Source organism: Octadecabacter sp. SW4, assembly GCF_008065155.1.
Classification (GTDB): Bacteria; Pseudomonadota; Alphaproteobacteria; order Rhodobacterales; family Rhodobacteraceae; genus SW4.
Map to the genome: position 1 here is coordinate 2,217,362 of NZ_CP042819.1, position 26,005 is coordinate 2,243,366.

Annotated in this window: 27 protein-coding genes; 9 read left to right on the plus strand and 18 right to left on the minus strand. The window is 61.3% G+C overall.

The features are described 5' to 3' along the window. Positions 1 to 2: 2 nt before the first annotated feature. From FTO60_RS10875 to FTO60_RS10885, 3 genes are read right to left on the minus strand one after another with little or no spacing between them, the layout of a single operon-like run. The gene (locus FTO60_RS10875; RefSeq protein ID WP_148055979.1) at positions 3 to 905 is read right to left on the minus strand and encodes a hypothetical protein; all 903 of its coding nucleotides are present in this window, start codon (positions 903 to 905) and stop codon (positions 3 to 5) included. Beyond that, a complete protein-coding gene (gene ftsY, locus FTO60_RS10880) occupies positions 902 to 2,389 on the minus strand; it encodes a signal recognition particle-docking protein FtsY (RefSeq protein WP_148055980.1) in 1,488 nt (495 codons plus the stop codon). Before ftsY ends, FTO60_RS10875 begins: the two co-directional genes overlap by 4 nt. 60 nt (positions 2,390 to 2,449) lie before the next feature. Beyond that, entirely contained in the window at positions 2,450 to 3,094 is a 645-nt protein-coding gene (locus FTO60_RS10885; RefSeq protein ID WP_148055981.1) for a lysoplasmalogenase, read from the minus strand. A gap of 95 nt (positions 3,095 to 3,189) precedes the next feature. Here FTO60_RS10885 and FTO60_RS10890 point away from each other — a divergent pair, with 95 nt between their 5' ends. Continuing rightward, positions 3,190 to 4,209: an alkane 1-monooxygenase gene (locus FTO60_RS10890; protein WP_254696785.1), complete on the plus strand. Its 1,020-nt coding sequence runs from the start codon at positions 3,190 to 3,192 to the stop codon at positions 4,207 to 4,209. On the opposite strand, the gene xseA is transcribed toward FTO60_RS10890, so the two are convergent. Beyond that, complete coding sequence (gene xseA, locus FTO60_RS10895; protein ID WP_148055983.1) at positions 4,206 to 5,750, minus strand: exodeoxyribonuclease VII large subunit; 1,545 nt, start codon at positions 5,748 to 5,750, stop codon at positions 4,206 to 4,208. The two genes, FTO60_RS10890 and xseA, sit on opposite strands and share 4 nt — an antisense overlap. A gap of 68 nt (positions 5,751 to 5,818) precedes the next feature. Between xseA and purD the strand changes: the two genes are divergently transcribed. Continuing rightward, entirely contained in the window at positions 5,819 to 7,081 is a 1,263-nt protein-coding gene (gene purD / locus FTO60_RS10900) for a phosphoribosylamine--glycine ligase (RefSeq protein ID WP_148055984.1), read from the plus strand. A 149-nt stretch (positions 7,082 to 7,230) separates the two neighbouring features. Here purD and FTO60_RS10905 read toward each other — a convergent pair whose 3' ends face one another. From FTO60_RS10905 to FTO60_RS10925, 5 genes are all read right to left on the minus strand, one after another. Beyond that, positions 7,231 to 7,740, minus strand: a complete 510-nt coding sequence (locus tag FTO60_RS10905; protein WP_148055985.1) for a CarD family transcriptional regulator — start codon at positions 7,738 to 7,740, stop codon at positions 7,231 to 7,233. A 239-nt stretch (positions 7,741 to 7,979) separates the two neighbouring features. After that, positions 7,980 to 8,315, minus strand: coding sequence for a ferredoxin FdxA (gene fdxA / locus FTO60_RS10910; RefSeq protein WP_148055986.1), 336 nt, complete (start codon positions 8,313 to 8,315; stop codon positions 7,980 to 7,982). A gap of 46 nt (positions 8,316 to 8,361) precedes the next feature. Continuing rightward, positions 8,362 to 8,772 carry an RNA-binding S4 domain-containing protein gene (locus FTO60_RS10915; RefSeq protein WP_148055987.1) on the minus strand — a complete coding sequence of 137 codons (411 nt, stop codon included), beginning with the start codon at positions 8,770 to 8,772 and terminating at the stop codon, positions 8,362 to 8,364. Continuing rightward, entirely contained in the window at positions 8,769 to 11,549 is a 2,781-nt protein-coding gene (locus tag FTO60_RS10920; RefSeq protein WP_148055988.1) for a helicase-related protein, read from the minus strand. Before FTO60_RS10920 ends, FTO60_RS10915 begins: the two co-directional genes overlap by 4 nt. Before the next feature lie 20 nt (positions 11,550 to 11,569). Further along, entirely contained in the window at positions 11,570 to 12,124 is a 555-nt protein-coding gene (locus FTO60_RS10925; RefSeq protein WP_254696786.1) for a tetratricopeptide repeat protein, read from the minus strand. 71 nt (positions 12,125 to 12,195) lie between these two features. Here FTO60_RS10925 and FTO60_RS10930 point away from each other — a divergent pair, with 71 nt between their 5' ends. Both FTO60_RS10930 and FTO60_RS10935 read left to right on the plus strand, forming a co-directional pair. Further along, complete coding sequence (locus tag FTO60_RS10930) at positions 12,196 to 12,486, plus strand: SCP2 sterol-binding domain-containing protein (RefSeq protein ID WP_148055989.1); 291 nt, start codon at positions 12,196 to 12,198, stop codon at positions 12,484 to 12,486. A 5-nt stretch (positions 12,487 to 12,491) separates the two neighbouring features. Next, the gene (locus FTO60_RS10935) at positions 12,492 to 13,439 is read left to right on the plus strand and encodes an alpha/beta hydrolase (RefSeq protein WP_148055990.1); all 948 of its coding nucleotides are present in this window, start codon (positions 12,492 to 12,494) and stop codon (positions 13,437 to 13,439) included. Here the strand turns inward: FTO60_RS10935 and FTO60_RS10940 are convergent. Then, positions 13,418 to 14,185, minus strand: coding sequence for an HpcH/HpaI aldolase/citrate lyase family protein (locus FTO60_RS10940; protein ID WP_148055991.1), 768 nt, complete (start codon positions 14,183 to 14,185; stop codon positions 13,418 to 13,420). The two genes, FTO60_RS10935 and FTO60_RS10940, sit on opposite strands and share 22 nt — an antisense overlap. Before the next feature lie 111 nt (positions 14,186 to 14,296). Between FTO60_RS10940 and FTO60_RS10945 the strand changes: the two genes are divergently transcribed. The 3 genes from FTO60_RS10945 (at position 14,297) to FTO60_RS10955 (ending at position 17,385) form a co-directional block, all read left to right on the plus strand. Beyond that, entirely contained in the window at positions 14,297 to 15,166 is an 870-nt protein-coding gene (locus tag FTO60_RS10945; protein WP_148055992.1) for an amidohydrolase, read from the plus strand. A gap of 100 nt (positions 15,167 to 15,266) precedes the next feature. Then, positions 15,267 to 17,078, plus strand: coding sequence for a M3 family oligoendopeptidase (locus FTO60_RS10950; RefSeq protein ID WP_148055993.1), 1,812 nt, complete (start codon positions 15,267 to 15,269; stop codon positions 17,076 to 17,078). Positions 17,079 to 17,160: 82 nt separating this feature from the next. After that, entirely contained in the window at positions 17,161 to 17,385 is a 225-nt protein-coding gene (locus tag FTO60_RS10955) for a hypothetical protein (RefSeq protein ID WP_148055994.1), read from the plus strand. Positions 17,386 to 17,444: 59 nt separating this feature from the next. Here the strand turns inward: FTO60_RS10955 and FTO60_RS10960 are convergent, their stop codons facing one another. From FTO60_RS10960 to rpoH, 4 genes are all read right to left on the minus strand, one after another. Next, the gene (locus FTO60_RS10960; protein ID WP_148055995.1) at positions 17,445 to 17,711 is read right to left on the minus strand and encodes a DUF4389 domain-containing protein; all 267 of its coding nucleotides are present in this window, start codon (positions 17,709 to 17,711) and stop codon (positions 17,445 to 17,447) included. Further along, positions 17,704 to 18,687 carry a Gfo/Idh/MocA family protein gene (locus tag FTO60_RS10965; RefSeq protein WP_148055996.1) on the minus strand — a complete coding sequence of 328 codons (984 nt, stop codon included), beginning with the start codon at positions 18,685 to 18,687 and terminating at the stop codon, positions 17,704 to 17,706. Before FTO60_RS10965 ends, FTO60_RS10960 begins: the two co-directional genes overlap by 8 nt. Before the next feature lie 63 nt (positions 18,688 to 18,750). Continuing rightward, a complete protein-coding gene (locus FTO60_RS10970) occupies positions 18,751 to 19,020 on the minus strand; it encodes a DksA/TraR family C4-type zinc finger protein (RefSeq protein WP_148055997.1) in 270 nt (89 codons plus the stop codon). Between the two features lie 51 nt (positions 19,021 to 19,071). Next, complete coding sequence (gene rpoH / locus FTO60_RS10975) at positions 19,072 to 19,977, minus strand: RNA polymerase sigma factor RpoH (RefSeq protein ID WP_148055998.1); 906 nt, start codon at positions 19,975 to 19,977, stop codon at positions 19,072 to 19,074. Between the two features lie 251 nt (positions 19,978 to 20,228). Between rpoH and FTO60_RS10980 the strand changes: the two genes are divergently transcribed. Then, positions 20,229 to 21,518 (plus strand): Nramp family divalent metal transporter, encoded by a 1,290-nt coding sequence (locus FTO60_RS10980; protein ID WP_148055999.1) that lies wholly within the window; start codon positions 20,229 to 20,231, stop codon positions 21,516 to 21,518. Here the strand turns inward: FTO60_RS10980 and FTO60_RS10985 are convergent. Then, positions 21,515 to 22,552: an RluA family pseudouridine synthase gene (locus FTO60_RS10985; protein ID WP_148056000.1), complete on the minus strand. Its 1,038-nt coding sequence runs from the start codon at positions 22,550 to 22,552 to the stop codon at positions 21,515 to 21,517. The two genes, FTO60_RS10980 and FTO60_RS10985, sit on opposite strands and share 4 nt — an antisense overlap. Between FTO60_RS10985 and FTO60_RS10990 the strand changes: the two genes are divergently transcribed. Beyond that, entirely contained in the window at positions 22,551 to 22,850 is a 300-nt protein-coding gene (locus FTO60_RS10990; RefSeq protein WP_148056001.1) for a DUF6476 family protein, read from the plus strand. The two genes, FTO60_RS10985 and FTO60_RS10990, sit on opposite strands and share 2 nt — an antisense overlap. Here FTO60_RS10990 and FTO60_RS10995 read toward each other — a convergent pair. The 3 genes from FTO60_RS10995 to FTO60_RS11005 are packed head-to-tail and all read right to left on the minus strand — an operon-like array spanning position 22,834 to position 25,897. Next, a complete protein-coding gene (locus tag FTO60_RS10995; protein ID WP_148056002.1) occupies positions 22,834 to 23,886 on the minus strand; it encodes an ABC transporter substrate-binding protein in 1,053 nt (350 codons plus the stop codon). The genes FTO60_RS10990 and FTO60_RS10995 overlap by 17 nt on opposite strands. Beyond that, positions 23,856 to 25,235 (minus strand): sensor histidine kinase, encoded by a 1,380-nt coding sequence (locus FTO60_RS11000; protein ID WP_148056003.1) that lies wholly within the window; start codon positions 25,233 to 25,235, stop codon positions 23,856 to 23,858. The genes FTO60_RS10995 and FTO60_RS11000 overlap by 31 nt, the downstream gene beginning before the upstream one ends. Continuing rightward, on the minus strand, positions 25,232 to 25,897 hold the full coding sequence (locus tag FTO60_RS11005) for a response regulator transcription factor (RefSeq protein ID WP_148056004.1): 666 nt from the start codon (positions 25,895 to 25,897) through the stop codon (positions 25,232 to 25,234). Before FTO60_RS11005 ends, FTO60_RS11000 begins: the two co-directional genes overlap by 4 nt. Positions 25,898 to 26,005 lie beyond the last annotated feature (108 nt).

A 26,005-nucleotide genomic window follows, 5' to 3' on the forward strand; every position in this document is an offset into this window, starting at 1 on the left:
CGTCAGTCCGTCTGCCCCGTGGTCGGCGACCAGTCCGCACCCAGGGTCATACCATCCAGCAGGACATCCAAGCCCCCGTTTTCGACCATATCGACCCAGCCCATTGCCGCGAACGTCCCGACCTTGACCAAGCCAAATCCGGTTTCAGAATCCAGCGCCAGATCAAGCGACCCTTGCGGGCGTGGCAATTCACCGGCAAAGCCCGTCAATTCGGCGCGACTGGCATCATCCACGAACCCGTCGGGCAGTCGCGAAATCAGGTCAAAAGCGGCGCGGCGCTGTGCCTCGGGGCTGCCGCGCATCGTCAGCTTACCATTGAAACCAAAGGGATTTTCGTATTCCCCTGATAAGGACATTTCAAACAAGCCTGCCTTGTAGGTAACGGAGCCGATACTGACCTGCATCATGGATTTCGACGACAGGAACAGGCGTTCAAACACCATCGACCCGGCAATCACATCGCCCGCATCGGACGCCAACTCGGCCCGCTCCACGATCACCTGTCCGGCCGCCGGAATCTGGCGCAGGGTCGCCGACAGCGTCAGCGGTGGGCGGTTTGTGCTGATATCGCCCGCTTCCATTTCGTCGGGGTCAAGGCCGCTTATGCGAAATTCCAGCGCAAGCGGCGGGATGCCATCATCGACAAAGCGCGATATCTCCTCGGCGCGCCATGTCATTTCGTCAAAACGCGATGTCGCGAATGCCGGATCGCTGCCCCGCACTGCGCACCAGCCCTGCGGCGTGACGCGCACAAACGCACCAAGGCGGGGATCATCGCGATCGCCCTCGTTCATCAAAAGGTTAAACACCTCCCACGACTGCGTGCAGTCCGACATGCTCATCCGGCCAAAGGCGCTGACCTGCGTGGCCGCCAGAAACACCACCATCGTCAGAATGGTTTTCATGGCTCCAGCCCGGTCAAAGCTGCGGCGAATTCCTGCGGATCAAAGGGCGACAAATCATCAATCTGTTCGCCCACGCCAATGGCATGGATCGGCAGGCCGAATTTATCGGCCAGCGCCACCAGCACCCCGCCCTTGGCCGTGCCGTCAAGTTTGGTCATGACAAGGCCGCTGACATCCGCCAGCTCCTGAAACACCTTGACCTGATTCAGTGCGTTCTGCCCCGTTGTCGCATCCAGCACCAGCAGGGTATTGTGCGGTGCATCGGGATCTTTCTTGCGGATCACACGCACGATTTTCGACAGCTCTTCCATCAGATCGGCGCGGTTTTGCAAACGCCCTGCCGTGTCGATCATCAGCAGGTCCGCGCCATCGGCGGCGGCCTTTTCCATCGCGTCAAAGGCCAGCGACGCGGGGTCCGATCCTTCGGGTGCGGTCAGCACGGGGACACCGGCGCGATCACCCCAAACCTGCAACTGTTCCACGGCGGCAGCGCGAAAGGTGTCACCAGCGGCGATAACCACGGATTTTCCGGCGGCGCGGAACTGGCTGGCCAGTTTGCCAATCGTCGTCGTCTTGCCTGATCCGTTTACGCCGACCACCAGAACCACCTGCGGTTTCTTGGGATAAAGCGGCATGGGCCGTGCCACAGGCTCCATGATACGGGTGATTTCGGCTGCCAGCAACTCTTTGATTTCGTGACTTGAAAGGCGTTTCCCAAAACGCCCCTCGGCCATGTTTGCGGTCACGCGCAGGGCGGTATCAACGCCCATGTCGGCGCTGATCAACAACTCCTCGAGGCGTTCAAGCATGTCGTCGTCCAGCTCGCGCCGGACCACGGTTTTCTTTTCGGTGCGTCCCAGAAGGCGCCCGATCAGACCCGGCTTTTGGGCCTCCTGCGCGGCTTTTTCAGCCTGCGCCGCCTCTTGGGCTTCCTGCGCAGCTTGGGCGGCTTCCAGCGCTGCCTTGGTGCGGGCCGCGTCCTGGCGCGCGGCTTCTGCCCGCGCCTCCTCTTGGCGTTTTGCCTCGGCAAGGTCTTCCTGGCGTTTTGCGTCTTGGCGCGCAGTTTCCTCACGCGCGTCTTGTTCGCGCTTGGCCTCGGCCTGCCGTGCGGCTTCGGCGTGTTGGGCCACTTCTGCCTGTCGCGCAGCTTCCGCTGCCTCGCTTTCAAGTTTCGCTCGCTCTGCCGCTTCGACCTTTTGGGCCGCGGCCTGCGCTGCCTTTTGCGCCGCCGCTTCGGCCACTTTTTCGGCTTCGACCCGCGCTATTTCCGCCGCCTGTTTCGCCGCTTCCTCAGCCGCGAGACGCGCAGCTTTTTCGGCCTGTTCGGCAGCGGCTTTTTCGGCTGCGATACGGGCCTGTTCCTCAATCACTTCGGTTTCGATTTCCTCGGCGGTGCCACCGTCATCGACGATCGCGTCCAGCCCTTCCTCGATTTTCGAGGACGATTTGAACAGTTTGTCTTTCAGTTTCTTGAAAAAGGACATGGGAACCTTTGGAATAACCTTGCCTATTCCACCTAATCCCCTCGCGCCCGATATGGAAGCCTAGGCCAGCGCGAATGCCCAGTAAAACAGCGCCTGCGCCCCCCAATATGTGGCCCAAACAACGTAAGGCGTGCGAAAATGCGCCCTGTGACCTTTCGGGATCAGGAACAGTTCCGCCGCCAGAACCGCATCCGAGATGACGAAAAACAAAGCCGCGAGCATCGCCAATCCCGCGACGGGCAAGCCCAAAGCGGCCAAGCCCATCGCGACAATGATGCACAAATATATCATGACCGCCCCGCGCAACGCACCGGTGCGCGGCCACAGCAAACGCGCCATAACAACGGCAAATGCGACCAGAGCCAGGGCCGTGGTGGCGCGCCAACCCTGCGTGACCTGCGCCAGATCAAACCCGTCAACCTGTTGGAACAAAACAATATATGCAATATGCGCAAGGGCAAACGCGGCGACGCCACCCAAAAACCAACGTTCCCCATGACGCGACAGGCAAAAATCGCCAACCGCCCCCAGCATCAGTGCCGCGACCAGCCAGAAAGGCCCGCCTGCGGTCAGGGCAGCCGCGGCCAGCAAAGCCACCGAAGCGGTCTTGATCAGTGATTTCACCCAGCTTGGACCGCGCGCACTAAACCCCAGCCAGAACAGCAGCGACAGGGCCGCCGCCGCGCCAAATAGCATCTCCGTCATTTCTGCCCCCAAGGTTGCGCAGACCCGCCCTAGGCCCGCCATTTTCCTGTGCTATATCATGGGCAACCAACCCGAGGGCTGCAATGTCACGCCAGATGATCCTTTTCACCGCCGTCACCCTGACGGCCCCCGTATTGATCGCCGCCGCTGCGCTATGGGGCGGCTGGTGGGCGGTTGCCGCGCTCGCTTTTCTGACGGCGATTACCGCGTCGCTGGACGAATTCGTCAGCTTTGCCAGCGCACCGGGCGGCGAGGATCGCGAATTTCCCGAGGCCGACAGGCTCTCCACGGCCCTTGCGCTGGCGCATTTTGCACTATTGGCCCTGATGATCACCACCCTGACCCGGGACTGGCTTAATCCGCTTGAAAAGCTGGCAGCTTTCGCTGCCGCCGGGCTGTTTTTCGGACAAGTGAGCAATTCCAACGCCCACGAGCTGATCCACCGGTCATCACGGTTTCTGCATGGTCTGGGCAAATGGGTCTATATTTCGGTGCTGTTCGGGCATCACACTTCGGCACATCCGCTGGTGCATCACATCCATGTCGCAACCCGCGCCGACCCCAGTTCCGCACGGCAGGGCGAGAGCCTTTATCGGTTCATGTGGCGGGCGTGGCGCGGGTCGTTCCGGCAGGGGGCGGCGGTGGAAAGCGCGCGGCTCAAACGCGCAGGCAAGCCCCGCTGGCACCACCCCTATATGATGTATATCGGCGGCGGCGCGATCATGCTTGCCCTTGCTGCGCTGATCGGTGGACCCTGGGGCATCGCGGCCCTGCTGGCGCTGGCAGGCTTCGCGCAAACACAGCTTTTGATGTCGGATTATGTGCAGCACTACGGGCTGACGCGGGCCATTGGCGGGAACGGGAAACCTGTTCCCGTCGCCGCGCGTCATTCATGGAATACGCCGCATTGGTTTTCGTCGGCGCTGATGCTGAATGCCCCGCGCCACTCCGACCACCACGCCCATCCCGCGCGGCCCTACCCCGCACTTGAATTGCCCGCCGATGCGCCGATGCTGCCCCGTTCACTACCTGTCATGGCCTGCGTGGCCCTTTATCCGCGCCTGTGGCGGCGCGTGATGGACCCGCGCGCCGATGAATGGGCCACCAAGCCCTAGAACAAACTGCCCTGATCAGGCGGCGGTGTCTTTGCCTTGGCCGGTTTCGGGGTCTTGCCGGTCAAATCATAGCGCCCGTCGGCAAATTCAATCTCGAGAGCCTGGGCCGTCTTGGCCGCGGCCACACCCGTCACGACATCGCCGTCGCCGCGCACCACCGCATAGCCGCGCTTCAATGTCTCGCGATACCCAAGCGTTTCGCGCAAACGGTCCAGGCCATCAAGGCGCGCACGGCGGCGATGTTCCTGCGCAACGCCTGCGCGCGCCATCCGCCCCGTCCAGACCAGCAAGGCATCCGCCTGCTGCGTCATCATCTGCATCAGCGCATCGGGGCGCAATCGCGGGGCAAGACGCGCAAGATCACGGCCACCATCGCGCACCACGCGTGCCAATGCCGGGGCCAGCCGCGCGCCCTGCGCCGCCGCCTTTTCGCGCGCGCGTTCTACCCGTGTTGCCAGAAGTGACGGGCGCAAGGCTCCCGACACCTGTGACAGCCGCAGCCCGCGTTTCTGCACTACACCGCGCAGCGCGCCATCCAATCTTTCATCCCAGTAATCAAGCCGTTGGCGGGCCTGTTCCACCAACATATCCGGCTTGGGCAGCGCGCGGGCCAAATCACGCACCCGTTGGTCGCGCGCCGCAATCCCACCTGTCAGGGCACGCGTCAGGCGCGCATCCTGATCACCAACCCAGGCCAGCAGTTCCAAGCGCACCGGCACGGCCAGTTCCGCCGCCGCCGTGGGCGTGGGCGCGCGCCTGTCGCTGACATAGTCGATCAGGGTCGTATCCGTTTCATGCCCGACCGCCGAAATCAGTGGAATCTCAGAAGCGGCGGCAGCGCGGGCAACGATTTCCTCGTTAAAGCCCCAAAGATCCTCGATCGAACCGCCACCGCGCGCCACGATCAGCAGATCGGGGCGCGGCAGGCTGCCCCCTGGCGTCATCGCATTGAACCCCGCAATTGCGCGGGCCACATCGGGGGCGCATTGCTGGCCCTGAACCGCCACCGGCCAGACCAGCACCTTGCGCGGGAACCGATCCCGCAAACGGTGCAAAATATCGCGAATAACGGCACCACTGGGCGATGTAATCACGCCGATCACCTCGGGCAGATAGGGCAGCGCACGCTTGCGCTCGGCCGCAAACAGCCCCTCGGCCTCAAGCGCCTTTTTGCGCTTGTCCAGCATCGCCATCAGCGCACCCACGCCGGCCGGCGCGATATCTTCAATCACCATCTGGTATTTCGACTGACCGGGGAATGTGGTCAGCTTGCCAGTGGCGACGACTTCCATCCCCTCCTCGGGCTGGGTCACCAGACCTTGGGCGCGGCCCTTCCAAATGACGCCCGATAGCACGGCGCGATCATCCTTGAGGTCCAGATAAACATGCCCCGAGCGGGGCCGCGACACGCGCCCGACCTCGCCCTTGACGCGGACAAAACCGAATTCGCCCTCGATCGTGCGCTTCACCGCGCCCGATATCTCGGAAACGGTAAATTCCGGCGCGTTGCCCGCCTGTTCGGGATCGTCGATCAGGTCCATCTGTCACCTTGTGCTAGCTTGCCTGCGACCTTAGAACGCCGATCAACCAAGGGAAAGCGGGGGCATCCATGAATATCCTGATTTTGGGCGGCGGCGGTCGCGAACACAGCCTGGCCTGGGCTGTGCAACAGAACCCGAAATGCGACCGGCTGATTGTTGCGCCGGGCAATGCAGGTATCGCCCAGATCGCGGAATGCGCCGATATCGACATCAACGATGGTGACACGGTCGCCACCTTTGCCGCCGAAAACGCGGTCGATTTTGTCATTATCGGGCCAGAAGCCCCCCTTGCCGCCGGTGTCGCCGACCGTTTGCGCGATGCAGGGTTTACGGTTTTCGGACCTTCGGCAGCGGCCGCGCAGCTGGAAGCCTCGAAATACTTTACCAAATCTGTCTGTGACGCGGCAAATGCCCCCACGGCCCGGTATGCGCGATTTGTCCAAGCCGCGCCGGCCCGCGCCTATGTCAAAGAACAGGGCGCACCGATCGTGATCAAGGCCGATGGGCTGGCCGCAGGCAAAGGCGTGGTCGTTGCGATGGACACCGAAACGGCGCTGGCGGCCATCGACGACATGTTCGGCGGTGGATTTGGCGATGCGGGCGCCGAAGTCTTGATCGAAGAATTCATGGACGGCGAAGAGGCCTCGTTCTTTATCCTTTGTGACGGCGAAACAGCCCTGCCCATCGGCACCGCCCAGGACCACAAACGTGCCTTTGACGGCGACCTGGGGCCAAACACCGGCGGCATGGGCGCCTATTCGCCCGCGCCCGTGCTGACAGATGCCATCGCCGCCAAGGCAATGGATGAAATTATCCGACCCACACTGGCCGAAATGGTGCGGCGCGGCGCTCCCTATCAGGGCATCCTCTATGCCGGGCTGATGATCAAGGACGGCCAACCACGGCTAGTCGAATACAACTGCCGCTTTGGCGATCCCGAATGTCAGGTGCTGATGATGCGCCTTGGGGCGCAAGCGCTTGATCTGATGCTAGCCTGCGCCCAAGGGCGTCTGGCGGGGATGCAGGTCAACTGGGCCAATGATCACGCCCTCACCGTGGTCATGGCGGCCCGAGGCTACCCCGGCTCTTATGAAAAAGGCAGTGTGATCAATGGGCTGGACGATCTGCCCGAAGATTCACATCACATGGGCTTTCACGCCGGCACTGCGGAAAAAGACGGCAAAATCATCGCCAGTGGCGGGCGCGTCCTCGACATCACTGCGCGGGGTGATACGTTGGAACAGGCCCACGCGCGCGCCTACGCAATGATCAAACAAATCGATTGGCCCGAAGGGTTCAACCGCACCGACATCGGCTGGCGTGCCCTCTGACGTCTTCTGTTCAAAAATACGCCCTCTGAGCGCAACAACATACCGACCGGCGCGTCAGGATTTCTGGCGGGCTCGCGCTGCAAGACCCCCATAAAAACGGCAAAAGCCGCGCCCCAAGGCGCGGCTTTTTCAATGTCAGGACAGTCGGTTCAGGCGGCCCGGCTGATCAGCACATCTCCGATTTCCTTGGCCGCATCGCCTTCGTCGCCATTGCCCACGGCGGCAATCTCGCGGGTCAGGCGCTCCAACGCGGCTTCATAAAGCTGGCGTTCGGAATAGCTTTGCTCGCGTTGATCGTCAGCGCGGTGCAGGTCGCGTACCACTTCGGCAATCGCGATCAGATCGCCCGAGTTGATCTTTTGCTCGTATTCCTGCGCACGGCGCGACCACATCGCCTTTTTGACCTTGGCTTTGCCGCGCAGGGTTTTCATCGCATGTGCTACGATATCGGGCGAAGACAAGCCACGCATCCCGACCTCGGTTGCCTTGTTGGTCGGCACCCGCAGGGTCATCTTGTCTTTTTCGAACGCAATGACGAAAAGTTCCAGTTCAAAACCGGCGACTTCGTCCTTCTCGATTGACACAATCTTGCCAACCCCATGCGCCGGATAAACGACGAAATCATTGGGGCGGAATTCACTTTTCTTTGACTTGCTCATAGGTGTCCTTTCCAGACATCTTGACCGGAGCCGACAAAAAACCCGCAAGTGACAATGTCACCAGCAGGTGTTTCAGGGGCGGTCAAGATCAATATTCTTGTAGCATTGGCGTTACCATACCACAAAAAACGCCCCAAACAAAGCGCCGCGATGCAGCAAGCGGCGATATAGCTTGTTTTTCAGGGTGTTTTGCCGCGTTTTGAACGCAACGTCACACGGCAAACCACGCGAATCGCGTTTTACCCGCCCTCGCCCGGGTTTTCCGAAAACAGGTCGATCTTGCCCGGTTTGCCGTCCATCTCGTCGGCATTCGGCAGGGGGTCTTTCTTGGTGATGATGACCGGCCACATCTCGGAATACTTGCGGTTGAACTCGACCCATTTTTCCATGTCCGGCTCGGTATCGGGGCGGATCGCATCGGCGGGACACTCAGGTTCGCAAACGCCACAGTCGATACATTCGTCAGGGTGGATCACCAGCATGTTTTCGCCCTCGTAGAAACAGTCCACGGGGCAGACCTCAACGCAATCTGTATATTTGCAGGCAATGCAGTTGTCGTTGACGATATATGTCATGGCACGTCCATCCTTCTTTGCCGCCTAGCTAGTCCAGACGCGCCGCTCATTCAAGGCGGGACGGCCCGATATCGCGCTTCTGGGACGCGAGGTTTGCGCGTTCCTTGCGATTGGGGCGACCCTTCCCTTCATATCGCGGATTTGGCGAACCAGCGTTCCGGGTTTTGACCGGATCGGCGACAGGCGCTGGCGACAGATCCTCATACAGAGCCTGCGCTTCGGGGGCCGGCCCACGGCGCAGCCCAATCGCGATGATCTTCACGACTTTCACGTCTTTTTCCTTGGCGAATGTCAGCACATCGCCCGCCCCGACCATGCGCGCGGGCTTGCTCACGAGGGTGCCATCGACCCGCACCTTGCCTGCGGCCACGGTTTTTGTGGCCAGCCCACGTGTCTTGAAGAATCGCGCATGCCACAGCCATTTGTCGATCCGAATCGTGTCGCGCGGTTCACTCAATCGGTTTTGAAACCCGACAGGGCGGCGGCAAAGGGGTTATCGGGGTCGATCTTCTTTTCCGGCTTGGGCGGGCGGGCCGATACGGTTTTGGGGCCACGGTTTTGCGGCTTGCCCCCTTCTGATTTGCCACGGGGTTTGCCCTTGGCGCGGGGCTTGTCGCCTTGCGGGCGGCGCCCCTGATTGCGCGGCGCACGTGCCCCCCATGTAAAGGTATAGAACACTTCCATTTCGGGGGCCTCGGTGGGCACTTCGGCAGGGGCGTCGGCGGGGGCGTCGGCGGGCACCTCGGCGGGCGGTTCGGCCGGTATTTCATCAGGCTGCGCGGGTGTTTCAACCGGTGTTTCAACGGGCGCTTCCTGCGGTGCCGGTTCGGGCAGTTCCTTGGGGTCTTGCGCGGCCTTCACCTTGACGCGTTCACCCTTTTCGGCCGCGTATCCCAGCCCCTGCATCAGGTCGGCGAATTGGTCCAGGGTCATGCCGGTGATCGACAGCATATCGGCCTTGGCCTCAAACCCTGCGCGAGTGTTTTCATTGCGCAGCATATCGGCCAGCCGTTCCAGCATATCGATCCGGATCGCCCGCTCTCCAGCGGCGCGATACCCGGCCATCGTATAGTATCCCTCCACTGCGTCCTTGGTTGTCGGCACAGTCACCAGACCCGGAGGCGGACTTTCGGGAAACTCCTGCAAGCCCTTGGCAAGGCTCCACAAAACCAGACGCAGGCGGGTTGGCGCGGGTTTCAGCAACAAGGGCAAAAAGATCGTGAACTGGCCAAAGCGGATACCGTGCTTGCGCAGCGCACCGCGTGCGTCCTGATCCAGCGCCTTGACTTCCTCGGCCACATCGGCACGGGTCAACAACCCAAACCCTTCGATCATGCGGAATGCAAAACCGCGCGCCAGACCGGTCAGGGTTTCGTCGCGCTGCATGTTGATCAACGGTTCAAATGCCGTGGCAATCTTGCGGTCGATAAAGTGCTGCAAACGGCGCTGCACCTTGGCCGCCACATCCGCACCAGCCTCATCGTCAACAAAGGCCTGCGCCGTAGGCTTCAGCGGGTCAGCCCCAGCCACCAATTTGCCCACCGCGTCGCTGCCCCACATCAGGCCCCCCTGTTCGGTGAAATCAATTTCGGTGTCGGGCGCGTTGTAAAAACGGTCCGCACGTAGATGGAAATGCGGCGCAAGCGCCTGTTCGGATGCCTGGCGCAGGGTTTTTGCCTCGTCGGGGCTGCCGGATTTGTCCTGCCGGAACCGGAAACCTTCCAAACGCCCGACATATTCGCCCTCGACGCTCACTTCACCTTTGTCGTTCACCTCGGCCACAAGGCTCTCCTTCTGCTTGAGCCGGCGAAGCAAGACAGATGTCCGCCGGTCCACAAATCGTTGGGTCAGCGCCCCGTGCAGGGCATCCGACAAGCGGTCTTCTACCGCGCGCGTCGCCTCGCGCCAATGGGATTCGTCCCCGACCCAGCCTTTGCGCTGCGCCACATAGGTCCATGTGCGGATATATGCCAATCGTTTGGACAGGGTATCAATGTCGCCGTCACTGCGATCAATGCGTTTCACCTGCCGCGCCATCCAGTCGTCCGGCACCCGACCCGACTGGTGCAAAAACGTGTAAATCTGGGTCAGAAGCCCCGCATGTTCGCCGCGGCTGATCCCGCGAAAATCCGGCACACGGCAAACATCCCACAGCAGTTTCACCGAAGGGCCATCACTGGCACGCGCGCGCACCTCGGCGTCATTTGCCAGCGATTTCAGCGCCGCCAGATCATCACTTTCGCGCACGCGGGTCAGCAAATCGTCATCCGTGCGCATCTCGAGCGTCTGGATCAGCCGGTCCACAGACCCAAATTGCAGCCGAGTGTTGCGCCATTGCAGTTTCTGCACCGGGCGAAAGGTGTGATTGCTGATCGCGTCGATCACATGCTGGTCCGGTTCATCAGCCTCGCCGGTGACACCGAAACTGCCGTGCGACATATGCCGCCCGGCGCGCCCGGCAATCTGCGCCAGTTCCTCGGGGGCCAAGGGGCGCATTCGCCGCCCGTCAAATTTGCTTAGCGATGAAAACGCGACGTGATTGATATCAAGGTTCAGCCCCATGCCGATGGCATCGGTTGCCACCAGATAGTCCACATCGCCATTTTGATACATCTCCACTTGGGCATTGCGCGTGCGCGGGGATAGTGCCCCCATCACAACCGCCGCCCCGCCCTTTTGGCGGCGCAGCAGTTCGGCGATGGCATAGACATTATCAACCGAAAACCCGACAATCGCGGCGCGTCCGGGCATCCGGCTTATCTTTTTGGAACCCGCATAGGTAAGGGTCGACATACGTTCGCGGCGGACGAATTCAGCCTCGGGGACCAGTGTCGCGATGGCGTGGCGCATGGTTTGCGCGCCCAGAAACAGGGTTTCATGCAGGCCACGTGCATTCAGCAACCGGTCGGTAAACACATGGCCCCGTTCCAGATCACCACAAAGCTGGATTTCGTCCACCGCCAGAAAATCACAGCCCATGCCCTCGGGCATCGCCTCGACGGTGCAGACCCAATAGGCGGCGCGGGGCGGCACGATACGTTCCTCGCCCGTGACCAGCGCGACAACGGACGGGCCGCGCAGGGCGACAATGCGGTCATAAACCTCGCGCGCAAGAAGGCGCAGCGGCAGACCGATAACGCCGGTGCGATGGGCCAGCATGCGTTCGATTGCATAATGGGTCTTGCCGGTATTCGTCGGGCCAAGAACGGCCGCAATTCGGGCGGGGTTAAGCATACGCGCACTGAACAGACGCGTTACAGCGCCTGCCCCTCGTATTTCAGGGCCAGCCGGTCAATCGCCATCCCGACATCGGGCGACATCGGATGGATCGCCTGCACCTGACGGTAGACCTCAAGCGCCTCATCCTCGCGCCCAAGTTCCTCGAGCATATAGCCAAAGCCCAGCAGCGCCCCGAAATGGCGCGGGTTCAACACCAGCGCCTGACGCAGATCATCAATCGCGGGGCCAATCATCCCAAGGGTGTAATAGGCATTGGCGCGGGCGTTATACCCTTCGGCAAAATCCGGCGCATGATCGATCAGGGCGGTCAGATGCTCGAGGGCGACATCGGCTTCACCCGCCTCAAGCGCGTCTTGCCCGCGTTGCAACAGCAAATCCATCGCTGGCGATCCGCTCTTGCTCCACTCCTCGAAAATGCGGTCCTCGATCCACTGGAATGTTGCCTCATCCGCCTGTTTCAACTGCTCCAGCAGTTCCTCAAGGCGCGCCTCGTCAGCCGTCGCAGGTAAGGAAACCCCGACTACAAAAGCGAATGCCGTAACGATACATTTGAAGCTCTGTCTCATCATCCCCATAGTGTAACGCACACAGCGCCCGATACCAGAGGCGTTCGGGCAAACTGACAAAGGATGACGGAAATATGAGCGACGTTGTGACCAAGGCCGTAGCGGCATTGAACGAAAAAATGGGCGGCGCGGGCTTTGACGGCACCGCGAAATTCGACATCGAAGACGAGGGCAGCATCATCATCGACAATGGCGGCGCGCGCGCGGGCGACGATGACGCCGAAGTAACCCTGTCGGCCAGCGCCGAGACCTTTCAGGCGATCCTTGAAGGTGAACAAAACGCCACCGCCGCCTTCATGACCGGCAAGCTGTCGGTTGACGGTGACATGGGTCTGGCGATGAAACTTGCAGGCGTATTGGGATAAACGACATGGAGCAGGCGCCCTTCTTCGCCGATATCGCGGACGGTCCTGACGGCGGCGTGGCCCATTGGCTGCGCTGCGCCGATGGCCACCGGATTCGCGTCGGTCACTGGCCGCTGGCATCGGCCAAGGGCACTGTCCTGCTTTTCCCCGGGCGCACCGAATATATCGAAAAATACGGCCGCGCCGCGCAGGATCTGGCGCAGCGCGGCTATGCGACCCTTGCCATTGACTGGCGCGGCCAGGGCATCGCTGACCGGGTGCATGACAACCCCGCCGTGGGGCATGTTGGCCGCTTCGAGGATTACCAACTGGATGCTCAGGCCGCCGTCGCCCATGCCCGCGAACTAGGCCTGCCGGAACCCTTTTTCCTGCTTGGGCATTCGATGGGCGGCTGTATCGGTCTGCGCTCTCTCTACGAGGATCTGCCCGTGGCGGCGGCGTGTTTTTCAGCGCCCATGTGGGGCATCCAGATGGCCGCCCCGCTGCGCCCGCTTGCTTGGGGGCTGTCCACCGTCAGCCGTTCACTGGGATTCAGCCATGCCTTTGCGCCGGGGCAGGTCTCGGACAGCTATATCGAAAAGGTGGACTTCAGCGAAAATACCCTGACCAGTGATCGCGACATGTTCGACTACATGAAAGCCCAACTGACCGCCCACCCCGAATTTTCGCTGGGCGGAGCATCCCTGCACTGGCTCAACGAATCCCTGCGCGAAATGCGCGGGCTATCGCTACGGGCGGCCCCCAACGTGCCTTGTGTTTCCTTTCTGGGCAGTGACGAACTGATCGTCGATCCCGACCGGATTGTCGCGCGGATGCGCAAATGGCCCCAGAGCGAACTGGTGATGATCCCGCACGCCCGCCACGAAGTGATGATGGAAACGCCCGAGACCCGCAAACTGGTGTTCGACAAGGCCTGCGCGTTGTTTGACGCTCAGTCGCCTGTGATGGCGTGAACGGCGGCGGCGGCACCCACCGCCCCTTGCCGCATCCAGGTATGTTCTGACGCGACAACAAACACGTTGATCCCGTATTTTGCCCATTCCTGCGCCTTGGCGCCGTCCGGCACCCAAGACACATAACCTTTGCCATGAGACGCGCAGGCCTTGCCGATCCGCCCGAGCGCGGCGGGCAAGTCGGGGTTGTCCTGACTGCGATGACCATAGCCGACCGACAGGTCCGCGGGCCCCGCAAACAGCGCATCTATCCCGTCAATCGCAGCGATCCCCTCGCAGGCCGCAACACCCGCCGGTTCCTCGATCTGGGCGATGACGATCGTTTGGGCATCCTGATCCAGCACATCCCCCATCGCGCGGGTGGCAAAACCCGCCCAGCGCGTCGATCCGGCAAAACCACGCCCGCCATCCCCGAAATGCGCCGATTTGGCCAGTTTTCTGGCCTTGTCCACGCTATCCACATGCGGCACGACGATCCCAACCGCGCCGGCATCCAGCGCCATAAGCACGTGTTCCGCACGCGCCGAAGAAATCCGCACCAATGCCGGAAAATCCAGCGCGCGACAGACCGCTAGACAGGCATCCAGCCGCCCGCGATCAAACGCTGCGTGTTCACCATCAAGGCAGACAAAATCAAGACCCGACCGTGCCAGCACCTCGATCACCGTCACTTCGGGCGTTTTGACGAACGTGCCCGCAAGGGGCTCGCCCGTCATAATCCGTTTCCGCAAAGTCGCTGTGCGCATGTGATCCTCCTGCTTTGGCCCAAGGCAGCACAGACGGCGGGCCAGCGCAACGGGGCAAGTGCTGGACGCGCGCGTCAAATTGCGAAACAAACGCGCCCGAAAGGACATGCCATGCCCCACGCCACCCTGCCCCCCGCAGCCACCGCGCCACAGATCAAGGCACCCGCCGGGGCCTGCGACGCCCACGTCCATCTTGTCGGCGCGCCCGCCGATTTCCCGCTTTGGGACGGACGTGTCGAAGACCCCGCACCGGGGCCCGATTTTCAGGGCTATCTTGATCTTTATCGCCGCCACTTGGACACTCTGGGGTTCACCCGCGGTGTGATCGTCCACTCGATCCTTTACGGGGCCGACAACAGCATTACTTTCGCCGCCCTGCGGGCAATGGGCCCGGATTTCAAAGGGGTCGGCCTGCTGCCCGATACCGCCACCGCCGCCGATCTTGACCATTTCGCCGCCAACCAGATGGTTGCCCTGCGCCTGAACTACGTCCACGGCGGCATCCTGACCTGGGAGGGCGCGCGCAAGCTGGCACCCGCGCTGGCAGATCGCGGTTTGCATATCCAGATGCTGCTGAACGCCAACAAACACATGGGCAGCATTGCCGCCGATATCGCCGACCTGCCCTGCCCGCTGGTGATCGATCACCTTGGCTGGCCGGACCTTGCGGCGGGGGTCACTGAACCCGGGTTCCAGACCCTGCTGCGCCTTGTCGGCGACGGGCACGTCTACGTCAAACTTTCAGCGCTCTACCGCCTTTGCGATGCGCCCTATACCGATGCCGATGCCCATGTCGCCGCCCTTGTCGCCGCCAACCCCGCAGCCTGTCTTTGGGGCAGCGACTGGCCGCACTTGATGCTGGCCGATGCGCAGATGCCCCAGGCCAGCGCATTACTTGATGCCTTTCACCGCGCCGTGCCGGACCCGGACCATCGCCAGCAAATCCTTGTCACCAATCCTGACACATTGTTCTTCGCCTAGGCTTCATCTTGCCGAAAAATACCTCCGCCAGAGGCTCCCAAGGTTTCAACCCGCACAGCGCCCGCCTATATCAAAACAAACCAACCCCAAGAGGCTTTTGATGAAAACTCCGACCTATGACGCGAACGCATCCGCTGGCCAGGCCTTTGGCGACCTGCCCGAATGGGATCTGAGCGATCTTTACCCTGCCACGGACGCCCCCGAACTCAAACGCGACATGGACTGGGTCGAACGGGCCTGCACCGATTTCGCCCGCGACTACGAAGGGAAACTGGCCTCCCTTGACGCCGATGCGCTGCTTGAGGCGGTGAAACGTTACGAACAGATCGACGTCATCACGGGGCGGCTGATGTCGTTTGCGGGCCTGCGCTATTATCAGGTGACCACCGACCCTGAACGCGCCAAATTCATGTCCGACATGCAGGACAAGATCACCGCGTTTACCACGCCGCTCGTGTTCTATGGCCTTGAATTCAATCGCCTTGAAGACGCCCATGTCAACGCGCGCCTGTCCGAAAACGCCGATCTGGCGCGCTATCGCCCCGTGTTCGACCGGATGCGCGCGATGCGCCCTTACCAGCTCTCCGACGAGTTGGAAAAGTTCCTGCATGATCAATCCACTGTCGGCGCCGCCGCGTGGAACCGGCTGTTTGACGAAACCATTGCGGGCCTGTCTTTCACGGTCAACGGCGAGGATCTCAATATCGAGGGCGCACTCAACCTGCTGACCGAACAGGACCGCAGCACACGCGAGGCGGCGATGCGCGAGATCGCGCGCGTCTTTGGTGACCACCTGCCGACCTTTGCCCGCGTCCACAACACGCTCGCCAAAGAGAAGGAGATCGAAGATCGCTGGCGCGGCATGCCCAGCCCGCAAACCGGTCGCCACCTTGCCAATCACGTCGAACCCGAAGTGGTCGCGGCCCTGCGCAATGCCGTGGTCGCCGCCTACCCGCGCCTGTCGCATCGTTATTATGCGTTGAAAGCCAAATGGTTAGGCCTCGATACCATGCAGGTCTGGGACCGAAACGCGCCCCTGCCGATGGAAAGCGAACGCCTTGTGGATTGGGACGAGGCCCGCACGACAGTGATGGACGCCTACGGCGCGTTTGATCCGCGCATGGCCGAACTGGCCGAACCGTTCTTTGACAAGGGCTGGATTGATGCGGGCGTGAAACCGGGCAAGGCTCCGGGCGCATTTGCCCACCCCACCGTCACGACCGTGCACCCCTACGTGATGCTGAACTATCTTGGCAAACCGCGCGACGTCATGACGCTGGCCCATGAATTGGGCCACGGCGTGCATCAGGTGCTGGCGGCGGGGCAAGGCGAATTGCTGTCCTCGACCCCGCTGACACTGGCGGAAACCGCATCGGTCTTTGGGGAAATGCTCACGTTCCGCAAGCTGCTGGAACAGGCCACGGACAAGGCGGAACGCAAGGTCCTGCTCGCCGGCAAGGTCGAGGATATGATCAACACAGTCGTGCGCCAGATCGCGTTTTACGACTTTGAATGCAAGCTCCACGCCGCCCGCGCCCAAGGCGAGTTGACACCCGATGACATCAACGCCCTGTGGATGTCGGTGCAGGCGGAATCCCTTGGCCCGGTGTTTGATTATGCAAGCGGCTATGAACGCTTCTGGGCCTATATCCCGCATTTTGTGCACTCGCCGTTCTACGTCTACGCCTATGCCTTTGGCGATGGTCTCGTGAACGCGCTTTATGCGGTCTACGAGGAGTCGGGCGAGGAGTTCAAAGACAAGTATTTCGACATGCTGAAAGCAGGCGGATCCAAACACCACAAGGAGCTGCTCGCACCTTTCGGTCTGGACGCCTCTGACCCCGCCTTCTGGGACAAGGGGCTGGCCATGATCGAAGGCTTCATCGACGAGTTGGAGGCCCTGGAAGAATGATCGCGCGCGCGCCCCTGTCCCACAGGGATATGGGCGCGGTTACCCTTCAGAAACATGTCTTGCCACTGGCGCCGCCCGCCCCATGAAACACAGCCTTCGCAATCGTATCAAACGCCTGCAGGTGCACGTGCGCCAACGGGTTCCGACGGGCGTGCGCCTGCTGCTTGGGATCGTGCTGATCGGTCTCGGGATCGTCGGCTTTCTGCCCATCGTCGGGTTCTGGATGATCCCGGTGGGGATTGCCGTGGCCGCGCTTGATGTGGTGCCGCTGTGGCGTTGGGTGAAAGGACGGCGGCAGAAAAAATAGCAACCGGGTGCGGCCCAAATTTTTCGTTGAAAAATTGCTACACCGCACGCGGAACCCGATTAATCGAGTTCCGTCCAGGGCCACGGTTTCACCTCGGACGCCGCCGTTTGATACCGCACCGCTTTGGCCATCCACACACCCAGGGTCGTGCCGAATTCGGCTAGCGTTTCATTGGGTTCACGCTTGTTGAACACCATGATGATGAATTGCAAAACGGTGATCACGCCCAGCACGGTTTGCGACGCCGAGAGCATCACCGCGATCAGGATCATCCAGACAAGGCGCATCCAGATACTTTCAAAATCGCTTTCGGTTTCGTCATTCATTGGCTTGTCTCCCCTTGGCAAATACGGCGTCGATCATCGCCTGCGTGCCGCGTGCCTGTTCCAGTGGCCAGGCATATGGCGCGCCACTGCGCACAGTCTCGCAAAAAGCCTCGACCTGATTGATATAGTGATTGTCGCGCGGGAAACGTTCAACCCGCACGGCCAGCCCATCTTGATGTAATTCCACCCGCGCCTCGCCGAACACCTGCGGATTGAAGGGCGCGGTCAGCTTGACGATCCCCTGATCTCCGATAAACGCCATGTCCTGAATCGGATGCATCCGCATCGAATTGACCCAATGCGCACTGAACCCGTCAAACCGCGCCGCCACCCGCGCCACCACATCAACGCCGTTTTCAAAGGTCAGATCGGCGTGGGTGATCGCCAGCGGTTCCTGCCCCGTGACATAGCGGGTCGCGCCGTAGGTATAAACGCCAATATCGGGAATGCCGCCGCCGCCAAGTTCCGGCTTTTGGCGCACGTTTTCAGGATCGGCGGCGTTGTTATAGGCGAATGTCCCTTCGACATGCATCAGGGTGCCAATCGCGCCAGATTGCACCAGCTCGCGCGTGCGCTGCCATTGCGGGTGATGCACGATCATATAGGCTTCGGCGATATGCAGGCCAGTTTTGTCACGCAGGGCGATCAGATCGTCAATATCGCTGGCCTGCATGGCGATGGGTTTTTCGCACAGCACATGTTTGCCCGCATTCAGCGCCCGTTTGGACCATTCCACATGCAGCTGGTTGGGCAACGGGATATAGACCGCGTCGATGTCGGGATCGGCCAGCAGCGCGTCATAGCTGTCATGCACCCGCAGGTCCGGCACATATGCGGCAAAGCCCTGCGCCTTGTCAGGTGACGACGTGGCAAGCGCCGCAAGCTGCGCTCCGCGGGCGCCGTGAATCGCTGGCCCCATCTGTTCACGCGCAAATTTCGAAGCACCCAGAATGCCCCATCGGATGACCTTGCTCATAAGATGCGTTCCCTTGCTGAAAGGTAAAATCTCGCAGGGCGCGCAGCACTTGGCAAGGTCGCGTTACTTAAGCTGGCTGTCTTTCGACCCGCGCCGGTTGATCCCGCCGCGCGCCTTGTGGGCGCCGTCGCGCTCCTGCTGGCAGTCAATGCACAGCTTGACCCCGGGCAGGGCCGCGCGGCGTTTTTCGGGGATCGGCTCGTCGCATTCCGCGCAATGAATCAGACTGTCTCCAACAGGTTGGCGACGCGCCCTAAGGCGGGCCAACTCATCATCAATGGATGCTTCGATCTGTTCGCTTACCGCGCCATCGCGCGCCCATCCGCCTGCCATATGACCCTCATGTGAAAACCCCCGCCAGTGTCCGGGCGGGGGGCTGTCAAATCAAGCGCTTTCAAGCATGCCTTTTTCGCGGGCCAGATCGCGCATCCGCTTTTGCAGCTTTTCAAAGGCGCGCACTTCGATCTGGCGGATGCGTTCGCGGCTGACGTCATATTGACCCGACAGGTCTTCAAGCGTCACCGCCTTGTCCTGCAAACGGCGCTGCACAAGGATATCCTTTTCGCGCTCGTTGAGAACATCCATTGCCTCGGCCAGCAGTTCACGGCGCGATTCCAATTCATCGCGTTCCTCGTAATCGCCGGCTTGATCGGCGTTTTCATCCTCAAGCCAGTCCTGCCATTGCATCGTGCCTTCGCCCTCAGAGCCGACGGTGGCATTCAGCGAAGCATCCCCGCCCGACAAGCGGCGGTTCATTGAAATCACCTCGTCCTCGGTGACGCCAAGATCATGGGCGATCCGTTCAACGTTTTCCGGGCGCAGGTCGCCTTCTTCCAGCGCGCCAATGCGGTTTTTCGCCTTGCGCAGGTTGAAGAACAGCTTTTTCTGGGCCGATGTCGTGCCCAGTTTGACCATCGACCACGAGCGCAGCACATATTCCTGAATGCTCGCCCTGATCCACCACATGGCATAGGTCGCCAGACGGAAACCCTTTTCGGGATCAAACCGTTTCACCGCCTGCATCAGGCCCACATTGGCTTCGGAAATGACCTCGGCCTGCGGCAGACCGTAGCCGCGATAACCCATCGCGATTTTGGCAGCCAGACGCAGGTGCGACGTGACCATCTTGTGGGCCGCTTCGGTGTCTTCGTGATCCACCCAGCGCTTGGCCAGCATGTATTCCTCTTCCGGCTCAAGCATCGGAAACTTGCGGATATCCTGCATATAACGGTTCAAACCTTGCTCTGGCGACGGGGCCGGCAGGTTGGCGTAGCTACTGACATTACTCATTCGTGTGTCCCTCCCAATGTTTACGGGCTTAACATGCACATGGGCACATCGCAGACTGTTTTCAAGTCCGTATGGCCGCAAAGCTTGAAGGTAATATGAAGATCATACTCACGAACTTAAAGGACTGTGTCAGTGCGTTCACGCACATGAGATCACACGAAATGCCATTCATCCGCGCGAAAAGGCCCAAGATACTGCTTTACAATCTACGGCATTAGTTGCAAACGCTTCTCATTAACACGGAGAGCCCGATGCGCAACCTGACCCGCAAGACCCGCATAGGGATGAGCACCGTTCTCAGCGGCAAAAACAGCGGCATTCGTGGCAAACTGTTTTTTGCCGGTCCGGCAATCATCGCCTCGGTCGCCTATATGGATCCCGGAAACTATGCGACCAACATTCAGGCGGGCGCAGGCTATGGCTATACGCTTTTGTGGATCGTGCTGCTGGCGAATCTGATCGCGATGCTGTTTCAGGCGCTGTCTGCCCGGCTTGGGATCGTCACGGGCAAGAATCTGGCCGAACTGTCGCGCGACAACTTCCCGAAACCCGTGGTCTGGATCATGTGGGTTATCAGCGAGATTGCCGCAATGGCCACGGATCTTGCGGAATTTCTGGGCGGTGCCATTGGCCTGTCACTGCTGTTCGGCCTGCCGCTGTTTGTCGGAATGGTCATCACCGCAATCATCACCTACGCCATTCTGGTTTTCGAGCGCCTGGGCTTTCGTCCGATGGAGCTGATCATCGGGGCGATGGTTGCCATTATCGGCCTTGCCTATCTCGCGGAAATGCTGATTGCGCCGGTTGATTGGGCGGCAGCGGGTATCGGGCTGATGACACCGATTATTCCTGACACGGCTGCCTTGATCATTATCGTCGGGATCATTGGCGCGACAGTGATGCCGCACGCGATCTATCTGCACTCTGGCCTGATGCAATCGCGCGCCGATGTGCGCAACGACGACGAGCGCCGCAAAGTGCTGCGCTATTCCAACATCGAGGTGGTTCTGGCCCTTGCTGTGGCAGGCATGATCAACATGGCGATGGTCATCATGGCCGCCAGCGCATTCAACCAGGGCTACTCTGATGTCGCCGAGATCGAAACCGCCTACTACACCCTGACACCGCTGTTGGGGGCCGCGGCGGCGGGCATGTTCCTGACGTCGCTGATCTTCTCGGGCATCTCAAGCTCGGTCGTGGGGACAATGGCGGGGCAAATGATCATGCAGGGTTTTCTGCGCTTCCACGTGCCGATCTGGATCAGGCGTCTGGTGACGATGCTCCCCGCCTTCGCGGTGGTCGGAATGGGCGTGAATGCGACCCAGGCCCTTGTGATGAGCCAGGTTGTGCTTTCCATCGCCCTGCCCGTGCCAATGGTTGCGCTGATTGTCTTTTCGTCGCGCAAAGACATCTTGGGCGCGTTCATCCCGCCCCTTGGGCTGCGCGTCTTGGCGCTTTTGGGTGCCTGTGCCGTATTGGGGCTGAACTTTGTCCTGCTGGCGGATTTCTTTGGCCTGCCCATGACCACCCTGTTTGGCTAATCAGCCCCCCGAAGCACGGCAAGCAAGGCGCGCATATCGTCAGGCAGCGCGGCTTCAAATGCCATGTTTTCGCCCGTGACAGGATGCACGAACCCCAGGCTGGCCGCATGCAGCGCCTGACGCGGAAAATCGCGCACGGCCTGCACGGCGGCTTCGCTCACGGCCTTGTTGGACAGCTTGCGTTTGCCGCCATAGGTCGGATCACCGATCAGCGCATGCCCCACATGGGCCATATGCACGCGGATTTGATGGGTGCGGCCGGTTTCCAGCCAGCATTCGATCAGGGCCGCGACGGGTGTCACGCCAAAGGTCTCAAGGATTCGCGAGCGTGTCACCGCGTGCCGCCCGCCATGCCAGATCACGGCCTGACGCTGGCGGTCATGTTTGTGGCGCGCCAGTTGCGTGGAAATTTTCAGGATATTGCCGGCCTCAAAGTTCGTGCCGCGCACGCCGCGCAAACGCGGATCGTTGGCATCGGGCGCACCGTAACAGATGGCGTGATAATGGCGCACGACCGTGTGCTTTTCAAACTGCGCCGCCAGACCATGATGGGCCTTGTCGGATTTCGCCACCACCAGCAACCCGCTGGTGTCCTTGTCGATCCGGTGCACGATGCCGGGGCGCTTTTCGCCGCCCACACCTGACAGGCTATCGCCGCAGTGATGTAGCAGCGCGTTGACCAACGTGCCGGTGGGTGACCCGGGGGCGGGATGCACGACCATACCTGCCGGTTTGTTGATCACAATCAGGTCGTCGTCCTCGAACACCACCTCAAGCGGGATATCTTCACCGCTGATGTGGCTGTCGGCGGGCAGCTCGACACTGACTTCGATCGTGTCGCCCTCGACCACCTTGGCGCGCGGGTCGCTCACCACGACCCCGTTGACCGTGACCTCGCCCAGCGGGATCATCCGCGCAAGGCGGGAACGCGACAGCGACGCCGCGTCTGGCACATCGCGCGAAAGCGCCTTATCAAGGCGCTGAGGCGGATCAGCCGCGATCTGAAAACTGACAATTTGGCGGGACGCAGCCATGCAAGATGCTCCTGAAGAAACGCAACTGCCTGCCAGCCTGAAACTGCTGCGCGGCATGGTCTTTGTGCTGACCGGCGTGATGATTTTGGGCTTCATAGTCCTGATCGGATTGTTTGTCATTCGCTTTGGTGGCGATCCGGTCACACTTCCCGACCGCGTGACATTGCCCGCCGGGACCAGCGCCACCGCCTTTACCCAAGGCAGCGACTGGTTTGCGGTCGTGACAGACGATGATCGTATCCTGATCTATGACCAGGGCACGGGTGCATTGCGCCAGACGATCACGGTTGATCGCTAGGTTGCTGCACGGCGGCGCGCCATTCGTCCAGGAACCGCTGGCGTTTCAACGGATCGACAAACACCAGCAACCCCGGCCCCAGCCGGATCGGGCGCAGATGTGGGCCTGCCGCCAATGCGGCCGCGTCGATTGCGGGCAGTCCGGTTTCGCTGGCGATGATACGCTGCCCATCCGCTGACAGCATGAACCCCAGAAACGCGCCGCCCAACTCGGGCGACGGGGCCTGCTGCGGGATCAGGGCAGTGCGCAGCAAGGTCAGCGTGAAATCCTCGAGCGCGACAATCGTTTCACCGGCATCTGCATCAAGGCGCGCTTGGGCATAGCTGCCCAGCACGTTGTAGGCCATGACCAGATCACCCGCCTGCAAATCGGCGATCATATCGCCCGAGGTCGCATAAAGGCGCGGCTGCATCCCGCCCATGACCTCGGCCAGACGCCAAAAGGTATCGGACTGGCGCGCATCCTGTGTGGCAAACATGTAACCCGCCCCCGATTGGGTCGGGTCGTAGGTGCCGATGCGGCCACGGAACACATCCGGATAGTCGCGCATCAGGTTGATCATGTCCTGACGGGTGCGCGGCACCGGCAAATCGCCCAAGCCCGCACGCGAGACGATCAGCACAACTGGTTCCTGTGCAAAGGCAAACAGACGATCCTGCCACATGGCCCAGACCGGCCAATCCAGCGCCCCTGCCCCCCGCCAGCCTTGGGCAAAGCCGTCATTTGCCAGCTTCATCTGCAAATCCATCGCCGAGGAAATCGCCAGATCATAATCTGCCCCCTCTTCGTAAAGGGCGCGATAGACCTCCTGGCTGCTGGCCACAGTATAACGAATCGACACATCGGGCCGGATCGCCTGAAACGCCTGCAACAACGGGGCAAATATCACCGTGTCGGTCGTGGACAGGATCCGCAATTCGCCGCCCGCGCCACTGCCCGCAAAAAGGGTGTCTTCTTCGATCTCGAATGCCCCGGCCAGCGCCGCCCAACAGACCAGAACGGCGCTCAGGACAGGGGAAATTGCAGAATTGCGCATGCGCCGCCTCCTTCGCGGTTGACGATATCAAATGTGCCGCCCTGTGCCTGGGCAACCTCCTGAACGATCGTCAGCCCAAGGCCCGAGCCAACAATATCTCCCACGTTCTCACCCCGCTGAAACCGGTCCGTCAGCGCCTTTGCCCCCGATAGCCCGCGCCCGCGGTCCAGCACACAGATTTTTGCGGCGCCGTCTGTGGTTGTCAGGGCAATATCCACCTGCGTGTCAGGCGCGCCGTATTTGATTGCGTTATCAATCAGATTGCGCAGCGCGCTTTCCAGCAACAACCGATCACCGGTAACGGCAACAAGATCATCCGGCACATCCAGCGCAATCGCGATCTCGCGCAGATCGGCGGTGGGTTCAAAGGTGCGGGCGATATCGCGGGTCAACGCCCCCAGATCAACGCGTTCATCGGTGCGCTGATCGGTGCGGTAAACCACGGTCGCGTGATCCAGCAACTGCCCCGCCGAACGGGCCGACCCATCCACCGCACGCACAACACTGCGCAGGGCGGCGCGGGTCGCGTCATCATCGGTCTGGCGCAGGGCGATTTCCGCCTGCGCGCGCACCGTGGCAAGGGGCGTGCGAATATGATGCGCGGCCTCGGCGATGAATGTTTCGGTGCGCGACAAGGCCCCGCCAAGGCGGGTGATAAACCCGTTCAGCGCAGTGACAAACGGCGCCAGTTCGCGTGGAACATCACGGTGGATCGGGCGCAGGTCTTGCGGGCCGCGTCGGCCCACGGCCTCGGCCAGACGGTTGATCGGGCGCAGCACGGTGCCCGCCGTGACAATCGACAGCAGGGTGGCCACCACGAAGAACCCCAGCCCCAACGCCGCCGCACGATTCGCCATTGTCGCCACGATCACCGCCTGCCCCTGCCGGGTCTGGCCGACCAGTATCACCGCTTCAACCGCGCGCCCGTCGACCAACACCGTGCGCGACACCGCCGCGATCCGCAGATCGACGTCGCGAAAGCTGCGCGTGTAATAACGCGGCTCGAGCGTGGCGGCACCTCCTTCGGGAGGCGGCAAATCATCATAGCCGGTGATCGTTTCGGCCCCGACCATGATGCGGTAAAACACGCGGTCCTGCCCGATCGCCCCCAGCATGGAAAAGGCGGTATAGGGGATATCGACCTCGATCCCGTCCTCGCCGCCGCGAATTTCCTCGGCGATGGTGGTGGTCGCCGCGCCAAGAATGCTGTCCTGGGTGGTTTCAACGGCGGCATCGGCCACGGTGCGCACCGACAGATACAACAGCCCCGACAACAGCGCCGCAACCACCACCAGCTGCACCACAAGCCGCTGGCGAATCGATGGGGCGGACCGGCGCGCGCGGCTCATGACTGGGTCAGCCGGTAGCCGACACCGCGCACGGTTTCGATCCGCGCCGCACTTCCGTCCAGTTTGCGGCGCAAACGACCGACGTAAACCTCTATGGCGTTATCGCTAACAGATTCGGCATAGGAAAACAGCCGGTCGTATAACTGGGCCTTGGAAAATATCCGGTCAGGCGCCGACAAAAGCACCTCGAACAGGCGCAATTCGCGGTTGCGCAATTCGCGCGCGACCCCGTTTACCATCACCGTCGCACTCAAGGGATCGAACACCAGATCGCCATAGCTGCGCGTGGTCTGGGCCGCCCCCGAACGACGACGCAACACCGCACGAACACGCGCTTCTAACTCGGCGAAATCAAAGGGTTTCGTGACGTAATCATCAGCCCCGCTATCCAGCAGGGCCACCCTGTCGGACACGGCCGAGCGCGCCGTCATGATGATCACCGGCGTGTCGCGTTTGGCGCGCCGGTGGGCGGCCAGAAAATCGCGCCCGTCACCATCGGGCAGCATGATATCAAGCAAGATCAGATCATAGCTCGCCGAGCCCAGGTGATCCGCAGCACTTTCCAGTGTCGCCGCCCAATCGACCCCGTGCCCGTCCATGCTCAGGCGGGTCTGCACCGACTGTGCAAGGTCGGCGTTATCTTCGACCAACAAAAAACGCATCACCCCCCCTTTTTGTCTATTTTTTGCCCGTGACAGGTTCGTGTCAGGTTGAAGCGAAAACCTGACGTTCTGCAAGGGGCCGTCACAATCGGAACGGCCCCGCAACGA

Coding starts and splice junctions, on each gene's coding strand:
- FTO60_RS10875 (WP_148055979.1), bottom strand. CDS start 905: ATGAAAACCATTCTGACGATGGTGGTGTTTCTGGCGGCCACGCAGGTC.
- ftsY (WP_148055980.1), bottom strand. CDS start 2,389: ATGTCCTTTTTCAAGAAACTGAAAGACAAACTGTTCAAATCGTCCTCG.
- FTO60_RS10885 (WP_148055981.1), bottom strand. CDS start 3,094: ATGACGGAGATGCTATTTGGCGCGGCGGCGGCCCTGTCGCTGCTGTTC.
- FTO60_RS10890 (WP_254696785.1), top strand. CDS start 3,190: ATGATCCTTTTCACCGCCGTCACCCTGACGGCCCCCGTATTGATCGCC.
- xseA (WP_148055983.1), bottom strand. CDS start 5,750: ATGGACCTGATCGACGATCCCGAACAGGCGGGCAACGCGCCGGAATTT.
- purD (WP_148055984.1), top strand. CDS start 5,819: ATGAATATCCTGATTTTGGGCGGCGGCGGTCGCGAACACAGCCTGGCC.
- FTO60_RS10905 (WP_148055985.1), bottom strand. CDS start 7,740: ATGAGCAAGTCAAAGAAAAGTGAATTCCGCCCCAATGATTTCGTCGTT.
- fdxA (WP_148055986.1), bottom strand. CDS start 8,315: ATGACATATATCGTCAACGACAACTGCATTGCCTGCAAATATACAGAT.
- FTO60_RS10920 (WP_148055988.1), bottom strand. CDS start 11,549: ATGCTTAACCCCGCCCGAATTGCGGCCGTTCTTGGCCCGACGAATACC.
- FTO60_RS10925 (WP_254696786.1), bottom strand. CDS start 12,124: ATGATGAGACAGAGCTTCAAATGTATCGTTACGGCATTCGCTTTTGTA.
- FTO60_RS10930 (WP_148055989.1), top strand. CDS start 12,196: ATGAGCGACGTTGTGACCAAGGCCGTAGCGGCATTGAACGAAAAAATG.
- FTO60_RS10935 (WP_148055990.1), top strand. CDS start 12,492: ATGGAGCAGGCGCCCTTCTTCGCCGATATCGCGGACGGTCCTGACGGC.
- FTO60_RS10940 (WP_148055991.1), bottom strand. CDS start 14,185: ATGCGCACAGCGACTTTGCGGAAACGGATTATGACGGGCGAGCCCCTT.
- FTO60_RS10945 (WP_148055992.1), top strand. CDS start 14,297: ATGCCCCACGCCACCCTGCCCCCCGCAGCCACCGCGCCACAGATCAAG.
- FTO60_RS10950 (WP_148055993.1), top strand. CDS start 15,267: ATGAAAACTCCGACCTATGACGCGAACGCATCCGCTGGCCAGGCCTTT.
- FTO60_RS10955 (WP_148055994.1), top strand. CDS start 17,161: ATGAAACACAGCCTTCGCAATCGTATCAAACGCCTGCAGGTGCACGTG.
- FTO60_RS10960 (WP_148055995.1), bottom strand. CDS start 17,711: ATGAATGACGAAACCGAAAGCGATTTTGAAAGTATCTGGATGCGCCTT.
- FTO60_RS10965 (WP_148055996.1), bottom strand. CDS start 18,687: ATGAGCAAGGTCATCCGATGGGGCATTCTGGGTGCTTCGAAATTTGCG.
- FTO60_RS10970 (WP_148055997.1), bottom strand. CDS start 19,020: ATGGCAGGCGGATGGGCGCGCGATGGCGCGGTAAGCGAACAGATCGAA.
- rpoH (WP_148055998.1), bottom strand. CDS start 19,977: ATGAGTAATGTCAGTAGCTACGCCAACCTGCCGGCCCCGTCGCCAGAG.
- FTO60_RS10980 (WP_148055999.1), top strand. CDS start 20,229: ATGCGCAACCTGACCCGCAAGACCCGCATAGGGATGAGCACCGTTCTC.
- FTO60_RS10990 (WP_148056001.1), top strand. CDS start 22,551: ATGCAAGATGCTCCTGAAGAAACGCAACTGCCTGCCAGCCTGAAACTG.
- FTO60_RS10985 (WP_148056000.1), bottom strand. CDS start 22,552: ATGGCTGCGTCCCGCCAAATTGTCAGTTTTCAGATCGCGGCTGATCCG.
- FTO60_RS10995 (WP_148056002.1), bottom strand. CDS start 23,886: ATGCGCAATTCTGCAATTTCCCCTGTCCTGAGCGCCGTTCTGGTCTGT.
- FTO60_RS11000 (WP_148056003.1), bottom strand. CDS start 25,235: ATGAGCCGCGCGCGCCGGTCCGCCCCATCGATTCGCCAGCGGCTTGTG.
- FTO60_RS11005 (WP_148056004.1), bottom strand. CDS start 25,897: ATGCGTTTTTTGTTGGTCGAAGATAACGCCGACCTTGCACAGTCGGTG.